The sequence below is a fragment of the Diaminobutyricimonas aerilata genome (genome assembly GCF_002797715.1).
Classification (GTDB): Bacteria; Actinomycetota; Actinomycetes; order Actinomycetales; family Microbacteriaceae; genus Diaminobutyricimonas; species Diaminobutyricimonas aerilata.
Genome location: NZ_PGFF01000001.1, coordinates 3,308,719 through 3,325,264, shown reverse-complemented (window position 1 = coordinate 3,325,264; position 16,546 = coordinate 3,308,719). Strand labels below are relative to the sequence as shown.

Genomic DNA, 16,546 nt, shown 5'->3' with positions numbered 1-16,546 from the left:
GTGAATATACGTCGCTAATCTAGGGGGTAGAACACTCGGTGCGGAAGGGTGGCGTCTCACGACGTCATCCGGCGTCCCGATCTGCGCCGCGCCTCATCCACGAGCCGGGATGGAGTCAGAAGACGTCCCACGTGCGCGCCTGCTCGAGCAGACGGTCGATGACTGCCGTGGTCGGCGCATCCGGGGCGCGGTCGGCGGCGATGGCGAGGTGCAGGGTGTTGATCGGCGCCTCGAGGGGGCGGTGGAGCACCTCGACGCTCCCGTTGGCGACGGCCGGGTCGGCGAGGTAGCGGGGCACGGCCGAGATGCCCGCGCCGGCGATGACGCCCGCGAGCACGCCACGGAGATCGGGCACGACGACGCTGAGGGTGTTCGCAGGGCGATGCCCGAACTGGCTGCGCCAGTACCGCCGGACGATCGACAGCTGTTCGTCGTAGGCGACGAGCGGAAGGTGGGCGAGTGCCGTGGCGGGCGACGTCTGGAGGAGGTCTCGGTCGACTGTCGCCGCGAGCGAGGGTGCCCCGACGAGCACGAACTCCTCGTCGATCAGCCCGCGGGAACGGATCGTGGCGGAGGTGGGTCGGATGGAGGAGACGACGAGGTCGAGTTCGCCGCGACCCAGGGCGTCGAGTAGATCGGGCGCGAGTCCGAGCGTGAAGCGCAGCACGACACCCCGCCTTGTGAGCGGGGCGAGGGCGGGGACGACGCGGCTCGCGACGACGTCGCTGGCGCCGCCGATGCGGACCACGCCGACAGTGCCGTCGTCATCCTGCGCCCACACCTCCCGCAGTCGGTCCACCGGCTCGCCCACCCGCGCGGCGAGTCGATCACCTTCCAGCGTCGCTGTGACTCCTCGGGACGACCTCGTGAACAGCGGGGCTCCCAGTTGCGCCTCGAGCCGCGCCAATCGCTCGCTCACGGCCGGCTGACTCAAGCCGAGCGCGGCGGCCGCCGCGGTGATGGAGCGGCGCCGGTGCACCTCGAGAAAGGTGCCGAGCAGATCGAGGTCCCGCATTCCATCCCATCAAGAAATCTATTGCAGCCAAGTCTGGCATGGAATCGCACCGATACCGACAGGGTTCCCCTCCGTGGCTCGACCGAGCCGGAACCACGAGAAGGAGAAGATGACGATGGCTGACGTACTCATGGTCGTGACCGGCGCGGACCGGATCACGCTGACCGACGGGACCGCTCACCCGACCGGCTTCTGGGCCGAAGAGCTCGTCGAACTGCACCGCGGACTCACCGCGGCCGGTCACCGGGTCGACATCGCGACACCCGGCGGTCGACGCCCCGCGGTGGACCCCGGGAGCCTGGACGACACGACCACCGAGGGCGCCGCCCTGCGGGAGTACCTCGACTCGATCGACGCCGCGCTCGGCACCCCGCTCGACTTGAGCGGCATCGGGGACGGCGACTACGACGCGATCGTGCTCCCCGGCGGTCACGGGCCGATGGCCGACCTCGCCACCGACGAGCACCTCGGACGCCTTCTGGTCGATGCGGTCGACCGGAACGCGGTCGTCGGGGTGCTCTGCCACGGACCGGCCGGGCTCCTCAGCGCCGTGCGATCCGACGGCGCGTTCGCGCTCGCGGGACGTCACCTCGCCGTGTTCACCGACGAGGAGGAGCGGATCGGCGGGCTCGGGGAGCGGACCCCGTACCTCGTCGAGTCGCGCCTGCGTGAGCTCGGCGTCGACGTGCAGTCCGGCGCGCCGTGGAGCAGCACCGTCGTCGCCGACGGCAGCCTCATCAGCGGGCAGAACCCGCAGTCGAGCGTCGCGACCGCGGAGCGGATCGTGCAGGAGCTCGCCCGGCGCTGAGCGCGGACCACGCGGCATCTTGGTAGCGGCTGACAGCCCATTCGGGTCGGGCTAACCTGCCGGTATGCGTGCCACCGTCATCCACGCCGCCCGCGACGTGCGCCTCGAAACCGTTCCCGACCCCGTGCTCTCCACCGGAGCCGACGCCATCGTGCGCGTCGTCGCCGCGTGCGTGTGCGGTTCCGACCTGTGGCCCTACCGGGGTGTCACGCCCACGGAGGAGCCGCACCGCATCGGCCACGAGTTCGTCGGTGTCGTCGAGGAGGTCGGGCCCGACGTGCAGCGCATTCGGGTCGGCGACTTCGTCATCGCCCCGTTCTACGTGTGCGACATGACGTGCGCCAATTGCCGCAACGGTGTCAGCACCTCCTGCCTGCACGGCGGCTGGTGGGGCGAAGACGACCGGTTCGGCGGATTCGCGGACGGCGGTCAGGGCGAGCGGGTGCGTGTTCCGCTCGCCGACGGCACCCTCGTCGCCACCCCGTCGATGCCGGCGCCGGAGCTCGTGCCGCACCTGCTCACGCTCTCGGATGTGATGGGCACCGGACACCACGCCGCGGTCGCGGCCGAGGTCGGCCCCGGCAGCACTGTCGTCGTGGTGGGCGACGGCGCCGTCGGGCTGTGCGCCGTGCTCGCCGCCAAGCGACTCGGCGCGGAGCGCGTCGTCGCCATGTCGCGCAACCCCGAGCGTCAGGCGCTCGCCCGCGAGTTCGGTGCGGATGAGGTGGTCGCCGAGCGCGGAGAGGAGGGCATCGCGCGCATCCACGAGCTCTTCGACGGCATCGGCCCGGACTGCGTGCTCGAGTGCGTCGGCACCGCGGAGTCGATGGACCAGGCCCTGCGCTCCGCGCGCCCCGGCGGCCGCGTCGGCTTCGTCGGCGTGCCGAACGGCGGAGCCGAGCTGCCGATCCGGCGCATGTTCCAGACGAACGTGAGCGTGCGCGGTGGTGTCGCGCCGGTGCGCAACTATGTCGAGGAGCTGCTGCCCGAGGTGTGGGACGGCTCGCTGCAGCCGGGCCGCGTGTTCGACCTCGAGCTGCCGCTCGACGACATCGCCGAGGCGTACGCCGCCATGGACGAGCGTCGCGCCATCAAGGTGCTCGTGCGCCCCTGACCCGGTAGCTCGCTGAGCTTGTCGAAGCGGGTCGTGCGGCGGCTCCCTTCGACAGGCTCAGGGAGCGGACGCACCCGCGGTTGACCCGTCGAAGTTGCGCGACTAAAGTTGACCCCCCCTAGCGACGCTTCTCGTGGAGCTGGTGGGTGGGGATCGAATCCCATCCACTACTCGTGAGGCTCCAACACATGTCGCACCCTTCCCTTTTCGCGCACCGCGACTTCCGGCTGCTGCTGCTCGGTCAGACCACCAGCCAGCTCGGCACCCAGGTCAGCTCGGTCGCCATCCCGCTGCTCGCGGTGCTCACCCTGCACGCCTCGTCGCTCGAGGTCGGCATCATCAACGCGTCGTCGACGATCGCCTTCGCGCTCATCGGACTGCAGGCGGGCGCCTGGCTCGACCGGATGCACCGCCGCGGCATCCTCATCGCGAGCGATCTCGCGCGCGCGATCCTGCTCGCCACCATCCCCATCGCCGCGTGGTTCGGGGTGCTGACGATCCTGCAGCTCGTGATCGTCTCGCTGCTCGTCGGCGTCGCCCGCGTGTTCTTCGACGTCGGCTACCAGAGTTACATCCCCTCGGTCGTCGGCAAGGACCGCGTGCTCGCCGGGAACTCCTCGATGGAGTTCGTGCGGGCATCCGGTCAGGTGGCCGGTCCGGGGCTCGGTGGTGTGCTCGTCGGGCTGCTCGGCGCCGCGAACGTCGTGCTCGTGCAGGCGGTCACCTTCGCGCTCTCGGCCTGGACCCTCGTCGCGATCCGCACCCGTGAGGAGGCGATCCCGGTGCCGGAGCGCCGTCCCTCGATGCGGTCGCAGATCGTGGAGGGGCTGCGTTTCGTCGTCCACAACCGCATCCTGCGGGCGACGGCCATCGCGAGCGCGGCTATCAACTTCTCATTCGCGATCGCCTCGGCCGTGAACGTGATCTTCATGTCGCGCATCCTCAACCTGCCGGCCGCCGGCATCGGGCTCGTCATCGCCGTCGGCTCGGTCACGGTGATGGCCGGCGCGGCGCTGACCCCGAGGTTCGCGCGGTGGGTGGGGTCGGCGCGCATCGTGTGGGTGTCGCTCGCGGTGACGGCCCCGCTGAGCGTGCTCGGCGCGTTCGCCCAGCCCGGATGGGGTGTGCTGCTGCTCGTCGCCGGGATCGCCGCCGGCGAGTTCGGGCAGATCGTCTACTCGATCACGAACGTCAGTCTCCGTCAGCAGCTCTGCCCGGACGAACTGCTGGGCCGGGTGAACGCCACCATGCGGGTGCTCATCATGTTCCTGTTCCCGCTCGGCGCGATCGTCGGCGGCGTGCTCGGCGAGCTCATCGGCGCGCGCGAGACGGTGCTGCTCTCCGGCGTGCTGCTCGTGCTGTGCCCGGTCGTGCTGTTCCTCGCCCTCCGCGGGGTGCGCGACGTCGAGGACGTGCCCGCCTGGGAGCGCCCGGCCGCGTGACCCGTGGCGTCCGTCGTCGCCCCGTACGTCGAAGTCGCACTCGTGCACAGTGCTCGCGCACGTGACCGTGCCCAGCTGCGACTTCGGCGGATGGCGGGTGCGCTCGCCTGCAATCCCGTCGTGCGACTGGATCGGATGTGAAACGTCCGACATGATTGCGGGAGGCATAGGTGCCTGCACGGCACCGGGGGAGTAGTCCGTGAACGAGGGGGATCTGATGGAGTCGTATCGTCGAGCGGGGCGCGAGCGCTCCGCGGCCGGGGCCGGGGTGCTGCCGGCGATTCGTTCCCGGAGGACCCGGGTGCTCGCTTCGGTCGGCGCATTGGCGCTCGCGGCGTCGGCGCTCGCCGGATCGCTGCTCACCGTGACGCCCGCGCATGCGGCACCCGGCGACCCGTTCTCGGCCGTCGATCCGCTGGTCTTCGTCGCTCAGGGTCAGCCGACGGCGCTGTCCCGGGCGACCACCGACGACAGTGGCACCGTGAGCTTCGCCCCGGAGGGTGCGGCGTCGCCGATCACCTACAACGCGATCTCCTACAACACCGCCGACAACTACCTGTACGGCATCGTCGTGACGGGTGGCGGAAACGCCGCGTTCCCCGACAACTCCCTCGTGCGGATCGGGCAGTCGGGGCAGCTCACGCGCGTCGGCACGGCCACCTACCCCACCGCGACGAACTGGAACGTGGGCGTGTTCGGCCCTGACGGCTACCTCTACATCGGCAGCAGCGGTGCCGGCAGCGAGAGGTTGATGAACGTCATCAATGTGACCACCGGCGCTGTCGTGCGCACCCTCACGCTGAACGCCCCGAACCTCGTAGCCGACCTCGCCTATGCGGACGGCTACTTCTGGGGACTCCTGACTTCTGGCACGACGGCCGTGATCCAGCGCATCCACCCCACGACGGGCGTGGTCGACACCTTCACGACCTCCTTCCAAGCCTCCGGCTTCGCAGGGGCCGCGTGGACCTTCGGCAACGGCAACCTGGGCTTCTCGGTCAATACCACCGGTGACGTGCTCCAGGTCGGGGTGACCGACCCTGCCGCCGCCACGCCCACCTTCACGCTCGTGGCGGTCAGCGCGGGTCCCGCGAGCGGGAACAACGACGGCGCCGCAGTGGGGGGTCTGCCGACCGACCTCTCGGTCGTCAAGACCGGTCCCGCATCGGTCGTGCCGGCCGGCGGCACCGCCAGCTACACGCTCACCGTGACGAACAACGGACCGGGCAACTCGAGCGGCTTCGTCGTCAACGACGCCGTTCCCGCACCGCTGACGAACGTGCAGAGCACGGATGACGCGTGCACGGTGACCGGCAACGACGTCCGCTGCGTCGGCGGCCGCCTCATCGCCGGCAGCTCGGCGACGTACACGATCACCGCCGACGTTCCCGCCAACGTCACCTCGGCCGTTGCGAACACCGCAACGGTGACGTCGAACGAGGAGGACCCGACCCCCGGCAACAACACGTCGACGAGCACCGCTCCGCTGGCGGGCATGTCGCTGACCAAGCACGCGGGCGTGCCGGTCGACGTCAACGAGAACGGCATCACCGACGCCGGCGACACGATCCAGTACACCTTCGATGTCGCCAACACGGGGCAGCTCGACCTCTCCGACATCGCGGTCGACGACCCGAAGGTGGGCGACGTGACGTGCCCGGTGACGACGCTCGCCGTCGGCGGCACCACGACGTGTTCCGCGGAGTCCGTGTACACGGTCACCGCGGACGACGTCACCGCGGGCGCCGTGATCAACACCGCGACCGTCTCCGCCAGCACGCCGGACGGCCAGGAGTTCACCTCCACCCCGTCGACCACGTCGACGCCCACCGAGGCACCGGCGCCGGCTCTGACGCTCGTCAAGTCCGCCGACCCGTCCTCCGGCACGCTCGAGCCCGGTCAGGAGATCACCTACCATTTCGTCGTCACCAACACGGGGAACGTGCCGCTCTCGGACATCACGGTCGACGAGGGCACGTTCTCGGGCACCGGCGAACTCTCCGCAGTCACCTGCCCCGCGACCACCCTCGCCGTCGACGCGCAGGTGATCTGCGAGGCGACCTACACGCTCACTCCGGAGGACGTCGACGCGGGTGAGGTCACGAACTCGGCGACCGCATCCGGCACTCCCGCCGACGGCACGCCGATCACCTCCGCGCCCTCCGAGGTCACCATCCCGACCCCCGAGGAGCCGGGGATCAGCGTCGTGAAGACCGCCGAAGGCGACATCAGCGAGGCCGGGCAGGTCGTCGAGTACTCGTTCCTGGTGACGAACACCGGCAATGTGACGCTGACCGACGTGGTGATCGACGAGGGCGACTTCTCCGGAACGGGTGAAGTCTCTGCGATCGACTGCCCGACGACGACGATCTTCGCGGGCCAGTTCATCACCTGCACCGCCACCTACGAAGTGACGCAGGCCGACGTCGACGCCGGCGGGATCACGAACACCGCGGCCGTCGGCGGAACGCCGCCGTCGGGGGTCCCGATCGGCTCGGACCCCTCGACGGCCCAGGTGACGATTGATCCGGCCCCGGCGCTGACCCTCGTCAAGACCGCGGATGCGGACGTCGCCGTCGCCGGCCAGGTGATCGAGTACTCGTTCCTCCTCACCAACACCGGCAACGTGACGATCGCGGCTCCGGCCGTCAACGAGGTCGAGTTCTCCGGATCCGGTGAGCTCTCCGCTGTGACGTGTCCCGCGACCGACCCGCTCGCCCCCGGCGATTCCCTCACCTGCACCGCGACGTACACGGTGACGGCCGAGGATGTCGACGCCGGCGAGTTGACGAACACGGCCGCCGCGACGGGCACCACTCCCGCCGGTGACCCGACGGTCTCCGCGCCGTCGACCGCGACGATCGAGGTGGGCGCCGTCGTGACCACGCCGCCGACCACCGGCGGCAGCGGTGCCGGTGGGCGCGGTCTGGTCGCGACGGGTGCCGAGTTCGCCGGTCCCGCTGTGGGCGTCGGATTCCTCCTTCTCCTGCTCGGTGGGGCCACGCTGATGGTCCGTCGCCAGGCCGCGCGTCGGGAGGGCGACGCCTGAACTGAGGCGCGATAGCGCGGGGCCGGTTCCTTCGGGACCGGCCCCGATCGCGTCTCAGTGACGGCTACCCGCGATTTGCCCGGACTCGGTTCGCGAGTTGTCGAATCCATCCCTATGGGCACCCGGTTTCGGGTGGGTTTCGCCAACTCGTGGCATCGGGTGCCCGCGCAGCGCGCGAGGCCCGCGCATGCGGCGCGTCAGTCGGCCGCGTCGTAACCGTCGCGCTCGAAGCCGCCGGCGTAGGCGAGCACCCGCGCGGTGACGAAGATCGACGAGTACTGCGCGATCGCCTGGAACTTCTGCAGCACGTCGCCCTCCCGCAGCACGTTCGCCTGCTCGAACGAGCCCGTCGCGAGCACGGGGTCGGTGCCGTTGTCGACGAGGATGGATGCGGATGCGCCCGCTTGTGAACGGCCGAGGTCGAGAGCCCGCGTGAGGATCGTCTCGGAGTTGACACCCACGAGCATCAGGTTCTCGTCGAGCACGCCGTTGTTGTAGTACTTCTCGAGCAGCACCGCGTTGCGGGCGAAGTTGACGCTGCCGTAGCCCATCGCCGCGAAGGCCGCGTTGTCGCTGTCGTCGATGTACTGCTCGATCGCGGGCAGCGACTGCTGCGCCGTGAAGGCGAGTGCGACGTCGAGATCCACCCCGCCGAGCGCGTTGCGGAACACGTCGTTCGACCAGCCGCGTCCCTCGGCTGCGGGCTGGATGACGCCGCTCTCGAAGGCGGCCGCGTTCGCATCCGCGGCTCGGCGCAGGAACGAGCCGATCGCATCCAGGTCGGCGTCCTTCGCGATCGGGGCGCCGTCGTTGTCGCGGCCCACGTCGAAACCGGAGCGCACGAACTCGAGTTGGCCCTGCGCGAAGTCGAAGTACAGCAGGTTGATGAGGGCGTCGGTGATGAGCTGCTGCGGGTCGGTGTACTCGCCGTTCGCCGCCTTGTCGAAGATGTTCTGCAACGCGGAGCGCGCGAACTGCAGCAACGAGAACGAGTCGAACGTGCCGCCGTATGCACTGATCAGCGCGTCCGCGTCGTTCAGGGTCTTCGGCTGATACGTGCTCAGCTGGTCGAGGAACGCGTTCACCTCGGCCTCGACGCTCGCCGCCGCGTCGAGGCGCGTGCTGATCGCGTTGATGTCGCCGAGCAGGAGGTTCTGCACGGTGCGGAACGAGTTGTTGACCGCCTCCATCAGGATCGCCGCGCTGCCCGCCTCGAAGAACGCCCCGCCCTGCAGTCCCTGCTGCTGCAGGCTGCGAGCACGGTCGGCGAACCCGACCGCCTCGTCGACGTTCGGCTGCGCCCCGGCCTGGACGACCGGGTCGAGGCCGGAGAACTCCGCGAACGCGCGATCGAAGCGGGCGAGGGTCGCATCCGTCGCGCTCTTGAACTTGTCGTACGCGCGACCGGTGACCTGCAGATCGCTGCCCTGCTGGGGCACCGGGAGCTGCTCGCCGGTGAGCCGTTCGTACGCGTCGTACACGTCGGCGACCTCGATCACCTCGAGGTCGTTGTCGGCGCCGAGCTCGACGACGTCGACGAGGGTGCCCGCGTTGTCGGGAACGTTGCGCTGCCCTGCGGGGATGAGCACCGTCTCGATCTCGCCCGCGTCGATGACGCCCTGGATCTTCTCGGGGATGCCGCCGACCGTGCCGACCGTGCCGGTCGGGTTGATCGTGCCCGTCATCGTCTTGGTCGGGTCGATCTCGGTGCCGTAGTACATCGACAGCAGTCCCACGGTGGTCAGCGCGCCGGCACTCGGTCCGTCGATGCGGCCGTCGAACGCGAAGCGGTAGTTCACGTCGAGCGGCGCGCCCGTGAGCAGCGTCGTCACCGAGAGGGCGTTCCAGGATGCGGCGCGCGTCATGTCGCCCACGCCGGAGACCTCGTCTTCGCTGATGTCGACGCTGATGTCGCCGTCATCCGACGGGCGTACGGAGATGTGCTGGGTGGCGACGCCGCCGGTGTCGCCGGCCGCGTACAGCACCTGCAGCTCCACCGAGTCGGCGCGGTACCCGGTCGCGGAGGTTTCGCCGCCTCCGCCTCCGGTGAGGTTCGGGATGAGCGTGCAGCCGGCGAGCGACGCGGTGATCGCGGCGGCGATGGTGGTGAGGGCGAGGGAACGGGAACGCACAGGGGGACTCCGGGCGGGATGCGGGCGGGGGCCTCGCTTGTGGCGAGCGACGCCCTGACCCCCGTTCGGGGCACGACGTGCATGGCACTGTAACAGCAGGGAGTGAATCCCTGTCAACGTTCGGGCGACGGATGTCCTCAGCTCGGTTCGCCCACGGCGTCGGCGATGAGCCGCACGAGCGGACCGGGCATCCGCTCCGCCGGGATGCGCAAGATGATGTCGACGGCGAACCCCGCCTTGCGACCGCTCGCGGTGCCGGCGAAGCGGTGCAGTTGCGCCTCGATCGTCCGCTCGCGCTGCGCCGGTTGACTCTGGAAGGTCCGGAACTTGGCGAGATCGCCCGACGCGGCGAGCGAGCGCTCCACCTCCGCCGATCCGGCGGCGCGGATGACCTCGTCTTCGAGGTCGCCGACGCACCCGTAGAAGCCGAGCGACTCGAGTGCCGCCGGGTCGACCGGAACCGTCCGCAGCATCCCGACCGCCGCGAGCGCACGCACGACCTGCCCCACCTCGTTGGTGTCGTAGAGGCCGAGGATGCGCGTCCGGTCGGGCCCCGCGGCATGCGCGAGCAGGTGTGCGCGCAGGTTGGTGATCCCCCGCATCGAGAGCACCTCGACCGACGACGCCCCGAGGTCGACGCCGAGCCGGCGGGCGGCAGCGGCGAGCGCGAGCCGATCGCTCTCGCCCTCGACGAGCACGACGGTGCGCGCCCGGCTCGACGCGCCCATCCTGCCCTCGCCTACTGCAGCGCCGGCACGACCTCGCGCTCGAACAACTCGATCGAGCTGCGGTCGTACGCCGCCTCGGGGAAGTAGTGGATGGAGTAGCCGAGGCCGAGCGCCTCGCGCTCGCGCAGCCGTTCGACGACCTGCTCGGGCGTGCCCACGGCGGGAGCGCCGTTGCGGTACTCCGCGACGAACTTCGCGGCGCCGTCCGCGCCGAGCGCGGGCGTCACGCGCGCCTCGATCGCGTCGATCCGCTCCGCGACCTCCGCCTCGCTCGTGGCCAGGATGGTGTTGAAGTTCGAGCTGCGCACGATGCTGTCGAAGTCGCGGCCGAGGTCGTCGGTGTGGCCGCGCAGCACCTCGCTCTTGTGTGTGAACTCCTCCGGCGTGCCCGCGAAGTTCGTGTAGCCGGCGTACTGCGCGGCTATGCGCAGGGTGACCTTCTCGCCGCCGCCCGCGATCCAGAACGGGATGCCGCCCTGCTGCAGCGGCTGCGGGTTCACGAGGGCGCCGTCGACCTGGTAGTACTTGCCGTCGAGTGTCGCGGAACCCGTCGTCCACGCCTGGTGCATGATCTCGACGCCCTCGCGCAGTCGGCCGAGGCGCTCGCCGATCGCGGGGAAACCGTATCCGTAGGCCCGCCATTCGTGCTCGTACCAGCCGCCGCCGATGCCCATCTCGGTGCGTCCGCCCGACACGATGTCGACGGTCGCGGCGACCTTCGCGAGGTAGGCGGGGTTGCGGTAGCTCATGCACGTGCACATCTGCCCGAGTCGCACGCGCTCCGTGGAGGCGGCGAAGGCGGCCATGAGGCTCCACGCCTCGTGCGTCGCCTCGTTCGTCGGAACGGGGGTGGGGTGGAAGTGGTCGTACACCCAGATCGACTCCCACGGTCCGGCGTCGGCCGCGCGGGCCAGATCGGACATGACCCGCCAATGATCGGCCGGCTCGATGCCGATCAGATCGTGGCGCCAACCCTGAGGAACGAACATCCCGAATCGCATGGATCCGAGCCTAGGGGTCGGATGCATCCGGTGGCCCGGTTCCCTTCGACAGGCTCAGGGAACGTTCCGCTGGTCGAGCAGGCGCGCGAAGCCGCCGTGTCGACGCAGGGCGCACGGCAGTTCGCTCCGAAGTACTGTCCCTGCGGACAGTAAAATGATACTGTCTTTCAGGACGGTTTCACGCCTTGTGGGGCCGCAGGAGGTCCGCCTCGCCAAGCGCACGAGAGACCTCGTCATGACAAGGGAACAGGTGATGGGCAGGAAATTGGAAAGCAACGAACTACCGGCCGCGGTGGAGGGTTTCGTCGATGCATGGCAGGGGCGCGAAGCGGACAGGGTCGAAGGACTGTTCGCCCAGCACGCCGTGGTCTCGGACCAAGGCGAGACCCATCGCGGTCGGGACGAGATCCGCGCGTGGATCCAGAAGGAGATCGACCTCTACACCACCACGCTCACGTTCCTCCGGGCGCGCGAGGTCGATGGGATGGTGGGCGCGTCGTACCGCCTCGAGGGGGACTTCCCCGGCGGCGTCGCGGAGCTGGAGTACCAGTTCCATCTCGACGAGGACGGACGCATCGTCCAGCTCGATTTCGCCCCGGCGCAGGCCGCTTAGCTGGCGGATACGAGGAGAGGCCGCCCCCAGCCGGGGGCGGCCTCTTCTCGTCGTCGGAGTCCTCAGGTGGTCGGGACTGTTCCGCCGTCGATCACGAACTCCGCACCCACGATGGAGGACGCTCGGTCGGAGACCAGGAAGCCGACCAGGTCGGCCACTTCTTCCGTTTCGGCGAAGCGGCCGAGAGGGACGCCGCCGAGCGAGTCCATCACCCGCTGTGCAGCGTCTTCGCGGGTGATCCCGTTCGCGTCGGCGATCCGGTCGTAGAACGCCTCGGCACCCTCGGTCCGGATGCCGCCGGGGCTGATCGCGTTGACGCGCACGCCCTTCGGCGCGAGTTCGGTGGCGAGTCCCTTGCTGTAGGTGCGGAGCGCGCCCTTCGCCGCCGCATAGGGGAGCGTTGCTTCCCACTGCGGCAGCTGGCGCTGGATCGAGGTGAAATGGAGGACGACACCGGATCCCTTCGCGATCATGCCGGGGATGAGAGCGCGGTCGAGTCGCACGGCGCCGAGAAGGTTCAGCTGGAGCTCCGCGATCCATTGCTCGTCGGAGATGACCGCGAAGCCACCCGCTGGGGTCGATGATCCGCCGACGACATGCACGAGGATGTCGATTCCGCCGGCCTGCTGCATCTGTGCGGCGACGAGATCGGTGCCCTCTTGCGTGGAGGTGTCGGCGGCGATGAACCGGTCGGGGTACCCGTATCCGTCGGGCATCGAACGGGCCGACACGTAGACGTCGGCGCCGAGTTCCCGGAGTCTCTCCACGACCGCGACGCCGGTGCCCTTGGTTCCTCCGGTGACCAGGGTTCGGCGGCCGTCCAGTCGATCGCGATCCGTGCTTGCCATGTGTGCTTCCCGTCGCTCGATGAAGTCTTCCGGCCCGACGCGACGTCGCGGCCGAAAGAACCTGTCTTCTAGGACAGTATCATCATTAGTGTCCGAATGGACATCAAAAGCGGCGGGTGAGGGCTCACTCCTCGGGTGGCAGGAGGCCCCGTTCGAGCATCTTCTCGGCCGAAGTGATCGCGTCTTTGACGAACCTCTTCGTCAGATCGGTGTAGGTGGCGATGTCGCCGGCGGTCCACCCATCGAGCACCTCGGCGATCATGCGATCGCCCAGGGCGTACACGCCGCGGGCCGCGTTCTCGCCGGCTTCCGTGAGGCTGATGAGGGTGGCCCGGCGGTCGGAGGGGTCGGTGCTCCGCTGCACCAAGCCGTCCGCCTCGAGCCGACGCACGATCTTGCTCACGTGCGACGCCCCGGTCGACAGCACCTCGGAGAGGGCGGACGGCCGCATCGGGCCCCAGGCGAGCAGATGCCTGAGGGTCGCGTGCGACTGCTGGTCGATGCTCTCCCCGCTCTTCGCGAGGATCTCACCCTGAAGGGCGGGCGAGTCCCACAGCAGGATCAGCGCACTGAGGTTGGCGAGCAACTCGGAGCGGTACGGGAAGTCACTCGCGCGGCGCGGTCGCGCCACCGCCGAGTCTGCACTGTCGCCCATTCCACGACTCTACTGAGCGCACTCGCGAGCCGGCGTCGGCGAAGGCATCGCCGTGCCGAGAGCCCGCTGACTACTGCTCGAGCAGCTGATCGCGCACCTTTCGGCGCAGCACCTTGCCGATGAGCGACTTCGGCAGCTCCTCGACGATCACGACGCGGCGGGGCACCTTGTAAGGCGTGAGCTTCTCGCGTGCCCACGCGCGCAGGCTCTCGCCATCGACCGTGGCGCCCGGCGCCACGACGACGGCGGCGACGACCTCCTCGCCGCTATGGGCGCCCGGCATGCCGACGACCGCCACATCCGCGACGCCTTCGTAGCCGCGCAGGGCATCCTCGACCTCGCTCGGCGCCACGTTGAAGCCGCCGGTGATGATGAGCTCCTTGATGCGGTCGACGATGCGCACGAATCCGCGTTCGTCGAGGGTCACGATGTCGCCCGTGCGGAACCATCCGTCGACGAACACCTCCGCGGTCTCGTCGGGCTTCTTCCAGTACCCGGAGAACACCTGCGGTCCGCGCACGATGAGCTCTCCCGCCTCGCCGATCGGCAGGTCGCGGGTCGGATCCTCGGGGTCGACGACGCGCACCTCGGTGCCGGGCAGCGGGAGTCCGACCGTGCCGGGCACGCGGTGGTCGGCGACCGGGTTCGCCATGAGCACGGGGGAGGTCTCCGAGAGGCCGTAGCCCTCGACGAGGTAGCCGCCGGTCGCGGCCTCCCACGGTTCGACGACGGATTCCTGCAACGGCATCGCGCCCGAGATGGCGATGCGGATGCCCTCGAGCGACACCTTCTTCTTCGCCGCGGCGGCGGTCAGCCGCTCGTAGATCGGCGGCACGGCGGGCAGGAACGTCGGCGGGCGCTTCTTGATCACCGGCAGCACGAGGTCGGGGTCGAACTTCGGGAACAGCACTAGCCGCGCCCCCATGCTCATCGCGAAGGTGAGGCAGAGGGTGAGCCCGTAGGCGTGGAAGAGCGGCAGCACCGCGTAGACGACGGCGGTGCCGCGCTCGATCTCGGGCACCCACGCGCGCGACTGCGCGGCGTTCGCGACGAGGTTGCGGTGGGTGAGGGTCGCGCCCTTCGGGGTTCCGGTCGTGCCGCTCGTGTACTGGATGAGGGCGACGTCGTCGGCGGTCGGCGCCGGCACCGACTTGCGCAGGTGCGACCCCTCGACGAGCTTCTTCCACGGCACGGTGCCGCGCACCTTCGCGGTGAGGTCCGAGCGCGAGCGCCGCGCCTTCGGGATCGGCAGGGCGAGCGCGGCGCGCAACCGCAGCGGCATCGCCCGCGTGATGTCGACCGAGACGATGGTGTCGACCGCCACATCGGCCGGGAACTCCTGCAGCGTCGCGACGACCTTGTCCCACGCGATCACGACCTTGGCGCCGTGATCCTCGAACTGGTGCCGCATCTCGCGCGCGGTGTAGAGCGGGTTGTGCTCCACCACGATCGCACCGAGGCGCAGCACCGCGTAGAACGCGACGACGTGCTGCGGGCAGTTCGGCAGCACGATGGCGACAGGGTCGCCCTTGCGCACGCCGAGCTTGCGCAGCCCTTGCGCGACGCGGGAGATCTGGTCGCCGAGTTCGCTGTACCGCATCGTCGACCCGAAGAACTCGAGGGCGGTGTGCCTGCCCCAGTCGCGTACCGAGCCCTCGATGAGGTCGACGAGCGAATCGGATGAGGGGGCGAGGTCGTCGGGAACGCCGGCGGCGTAGCTGGAGACCCAGGGGCGGGGAGCGTCAGTACTCACCCGCACAGCCTAGGCAACGCGGGTGGCGCGCCCGCGCAAGCACGGCCTCCGCATTCGACGCCGGTGTGCCCGGGCCGCTCACTCCGCCTGCAGGTATGCGACGAGCTCGTCGAGTTCGGAGTCCCACCCGAGGCGGTTGCCCTCGAGGCTCGCGGTGGGGTTGACGAGGGATTCGAAGCCGCTCTCGTCGACAGTGAGGCGGGTGCCGTCGGCGACCGGTTCGAGCGTGAAGCGGAACACCGTCGACTGTGCGAAGTCCTCTTGGGCGTAATCCTCGGCGCGCGTGCTCTCGGAGGTCCACCGGTAGGCGATCGTCCGCGGAGGGTCGAGTTCCTCGACGCGCAGCGGGAAGTCGCCGTACCCGTCGAACGACATCGTGCCGCGAGCACCGACGGCGAGGTCGTCGAGGGTTGCGCGCTGCCCGAACCATCGGGCGAGGTGCTCCGGTTCGGTGATGGCGGCCCACACCTTCTCGAGCGGGACATGGATGTCGATGGTGCGCCGCACGGTCAGTTCGGTCTCGTCCGCGACGGAGGGCTGGTTGAGGATCATGTCGTTCTCCTTGAGTGGTCCGGTAGTGCAACTCGATGGTTGCGCAAGTACGACCAATACGCAACCCCTGCGTTGCGGTTGCGAGTGCTCTTGCGGGCAACTGAACGAGCGTTTAGCATGCTGAACGTGCGTTCAGCATCCGACGACCGAACGACCCGGGCCCGCATCCGGGACGCCGCAGTGCGGCTCTTCGGGCGCGACGGGTTCGCGGCGACGTCGGTGCGCGCCATCGCGGCGGAGGCGGGAGTGAGCCCCGCGCTCGTCCTCCACCACTTCGAATCCAAAGAAGGGCTGCGTCGGGCGTGCGACGGCTTCGTCGTCGAGGAGTTCCTCGGCCGCAAAGAGGAACTGCTGCACAGCGACACGGCCGGTGCCATCGCCCGCTGGTTCGGCGACACCGAGAGGTTCGCGCCGCTCATCGACTACCTCGCGCGCATGCTCACGGCACCGTCCGAAAGCGCCGACGAGCTGTTCGACAAGCTGCTCGGCCTCACGAGGTCGATGGTCGACGAGCAGGTCGAGGCCGGGATCATGCGGGAACCCCTCGACCGCGACGTCATCGCCCTGTTCCTGACGCTGTACGGCGTCGCACCGCTCGTCATGCAGCGTCAGCTGGCCCGCGCGTTCGACGTCAGCCGGCTCGACGGCGCGGCCCTGCGCCGCGCGACCCTGCCCATCCTCGATCTCTACACACACGGCCTGTACACCGACGACCGCTACCTCGACGGCGCGCGCGACGCGCTCCAGCGCACGAGCGGACCCCGCTCCGACAAGGGCGAGAACGATCCGAACCAAGACCCCGACCCGCCCGCGGGCGCGGCGGTCTGAACCTTCGG

The 16,546-nt window shown here is 69.6% G+C and carries 14 protein-coding genes; 6 read left to right on the top strand and 8 right to left on the bottom strand.

The genetic code is table 11. The annotated features are described in order from the left end of the window. Nucleotides 1–115: 115 nt before the first annotated feature. Entirely contained in the window at nucleotides 116–1,015 is a 900-nt protein-coding gene (locus tag CLV46_RS15780) for a LysR family transcriptional regulator (protein WP_100365654.1), read from the bottom strand. A 115-nt stretch (nucleotides 1,016–1,130) separates the two neighbouring features. On the opposite strand from CLV46_RS15780, the gene CLV46_RS15775 reads away from it, so the two are divergent. The 4 genes from CLV46_RS15775 to CLV46_RS15760 all read left to right on the top strand — a co-directional run bounded on the left by CLV46_RS15775 (nucleotide 1,131) and on the right by CLV46_RS15760 (nucleotide 7,428). Next, complete coding sequence (locus CLV46_RS15775) at nucleotides 1,131–1,823, top strand: type 1 glutamine amidotransferase domain-containing protein (RefSeq protein WP_100366111.1); 693 nt, start codon at nucleotides 1,131–1,133, stop codon at nucleotides 1,821–1,823. A gap of 64 nt (nucleotides 1,824–1,887) precedes the next feature. Beyond that, on the top strand, nucleotides 1,888–2,937 hold the full coding sequence (locus tag CLV46_RS15770) for a zinc-dependent alcohol dehydrogenase family protein (RefSeq protein ID WP_100365653.1): 1,050 nt from the start codon (nucleotides 1,888–1,890) through the stop codon (nucleotides 2,935–2,937). 188 nt (nucleotides 2,938–3,125) lie between these two features. Beyond that, on the top strand, nucleotides 3,126–4,379 hold the full coding sequence (locus CLV46_RS15765; protein ID WP_100365652.1) for an MFS transporter: 1,254 nt from the start codon (nucleotides 3,126–3,128) through the stop codon (nucleotides 4,377–4,379). Between the two features lie 301 nt (nucleotides 4,380–4,680). Further along, a complete protein-coding gene (locus tag CLV46_RS15760) occupies nucleotides 4,681–7,428 on the top strand; it encodes a DUF11 domain-containing protein (protein WP_170028606.1) in 2,748 nt (915 codons plus the stop codon). 197 nt (nucleotides 7,429–7,625) lie between these two features. Here the strand turns inward: CLV46_RS15760 and CLV46_RS15755 are convergent, their stop codons facing one another. The 3 genes from CLV46_RS15755 to CLV46_RS15745 form a co-directional block, all read right to left on the bottom strand. Next, nucleotides 7,626–9,560: a S16 family serine protease gene (locus CLV46_RS15755; protein WP_100365650.1), complete on the bottom strand. Its 1,935-nt coding sequence runs from the start codon at nucleotides 9,558–9,560 to the stop codon at nucleotides 7,626–7,628. A gap of 137 nt (nucleotides 9,561–9,697) precedes the next feature. Further along, nucleotides 9,698–10,288, bottom strand: coding sequence for a TOPRIM nucleotidyl transferase/hydrolase domain-containing protein (locus CLV46_RS15750; protein WP_100365649.1), 591 nt, complete (start codon nucleotides 10,286–10,288; stop codon nucleotides 9,698–9,700). An 11-nt stretch (nucleotides 10,289–10,299) separates the two neighbouring features. Beyond that, the gene (locus CLV46_RS15745) at nucleotides 10,300–11,289 is read right to left on the bottom strand and encodes an LLM class F420-dependent oxidoreductase (protein WP_100365648.1); all 990 of its coding nucleotides are present in this window, start codon (nucleotides 11,287–11,289) and stop codon (nucleotides 10,300–10,302) included. Nucleotides 11,290–11,524: 235 nt separating this feature from the next. Between CLV46_RS15745 and CLV46_RS16750 the strand changes: the two genes are divergently transcribed. Further along, nucleotides 11,525–11,902: a nuclear transport factor 2 family protein gene (locus CLV46_RS16750; protein ID WP_157802361.1), complete on the top strand. Its 378-nt coding sequence runs from the start codon at nucleotides 11,525–11,527 to the stop codon at nucleotides 11,900–11,902. 62 nt (nucleotides 11,903–11,964) lie between these two features. Here CLV46_RS16750 and CLV46_RS15735 read toward each other — a convergent pair whose 3' ends face one another. From CLV46_RS15735 to CLV46_RS15720, 4 genes are all read right to left on the bottom strand, one after another. Next, nucleotides 11,965–12,750, bottom strand: coding sequence for an SDR family oxidoreductase (locus CLV46_RS15735; RefSeq protein WP_100365646.1), 786 nt, complete (start codon nucleotides 12,748–12,750; stop codon nucleotides 11,965–11,967). 124 nt (nucleotides 12,751–12,874) lie between these two features. After that, nucleotides 12,875–13,405: a MarR family winged helix-turn-helix transcriptional regulator gene (locus CLV46_RS15730; protein WP_100365645.1), complete on the bottom strand. Its 531-nt coding sequence runs from the start codon at nucleotides 13,403–13,405 to the stop codon at nucleotides 12,875–12,877. Nucleotides 13,406–13,475: 70 nt separating this feature from the next. Then, nucleotides 13,476–15,158: a long-chain-fatty-acid--CoA ligase gene (locus CLV46_RS15725; protein WP_100365644.1), complete on the bottom strand. Its 1,683-nt coding sequence runs from the start codon at nucleotides 15,156–15,158 to the stop codon at nucleotides 13,476–13,478. A 78-nt stretch (nucleotides 15,159–15,236) separates the two neighbouring features. Further along, nucleotides 15,237–15,710, bottom strand: a complete 474-nt coding sequence (locus tag CLV46_RS15720) for an SRPBCC family protein (RefSeq protein ID WP_100365643.1) — start codon at nucleotides 15,708–15,710, stop codon at nucleotides 15,237–15,239. A gap of 117 nt (nucleotides 15,711–15,827) precedes the next feature. Here CLV46_RS15720 and CLV46_RS15715 point away from each other — a divergent pair, with 117 nt between their 5' ends. Beyond that, nucleotides 15,828–16,538: a TetR/AcrR family transcriptional regulator gene (locus tag CLV46_RS15715; RefSeq protein WP_425430415.1), complete on the top strand. Its 711-nt coding sequence runs from the start codon at nucleotides 15,828–15,830 to the stop codon at nucleotides 16,536–16,538. The last annotated feature ends 8 nt before the right edge of the window (nucleotides 16,539–16,546 follow it).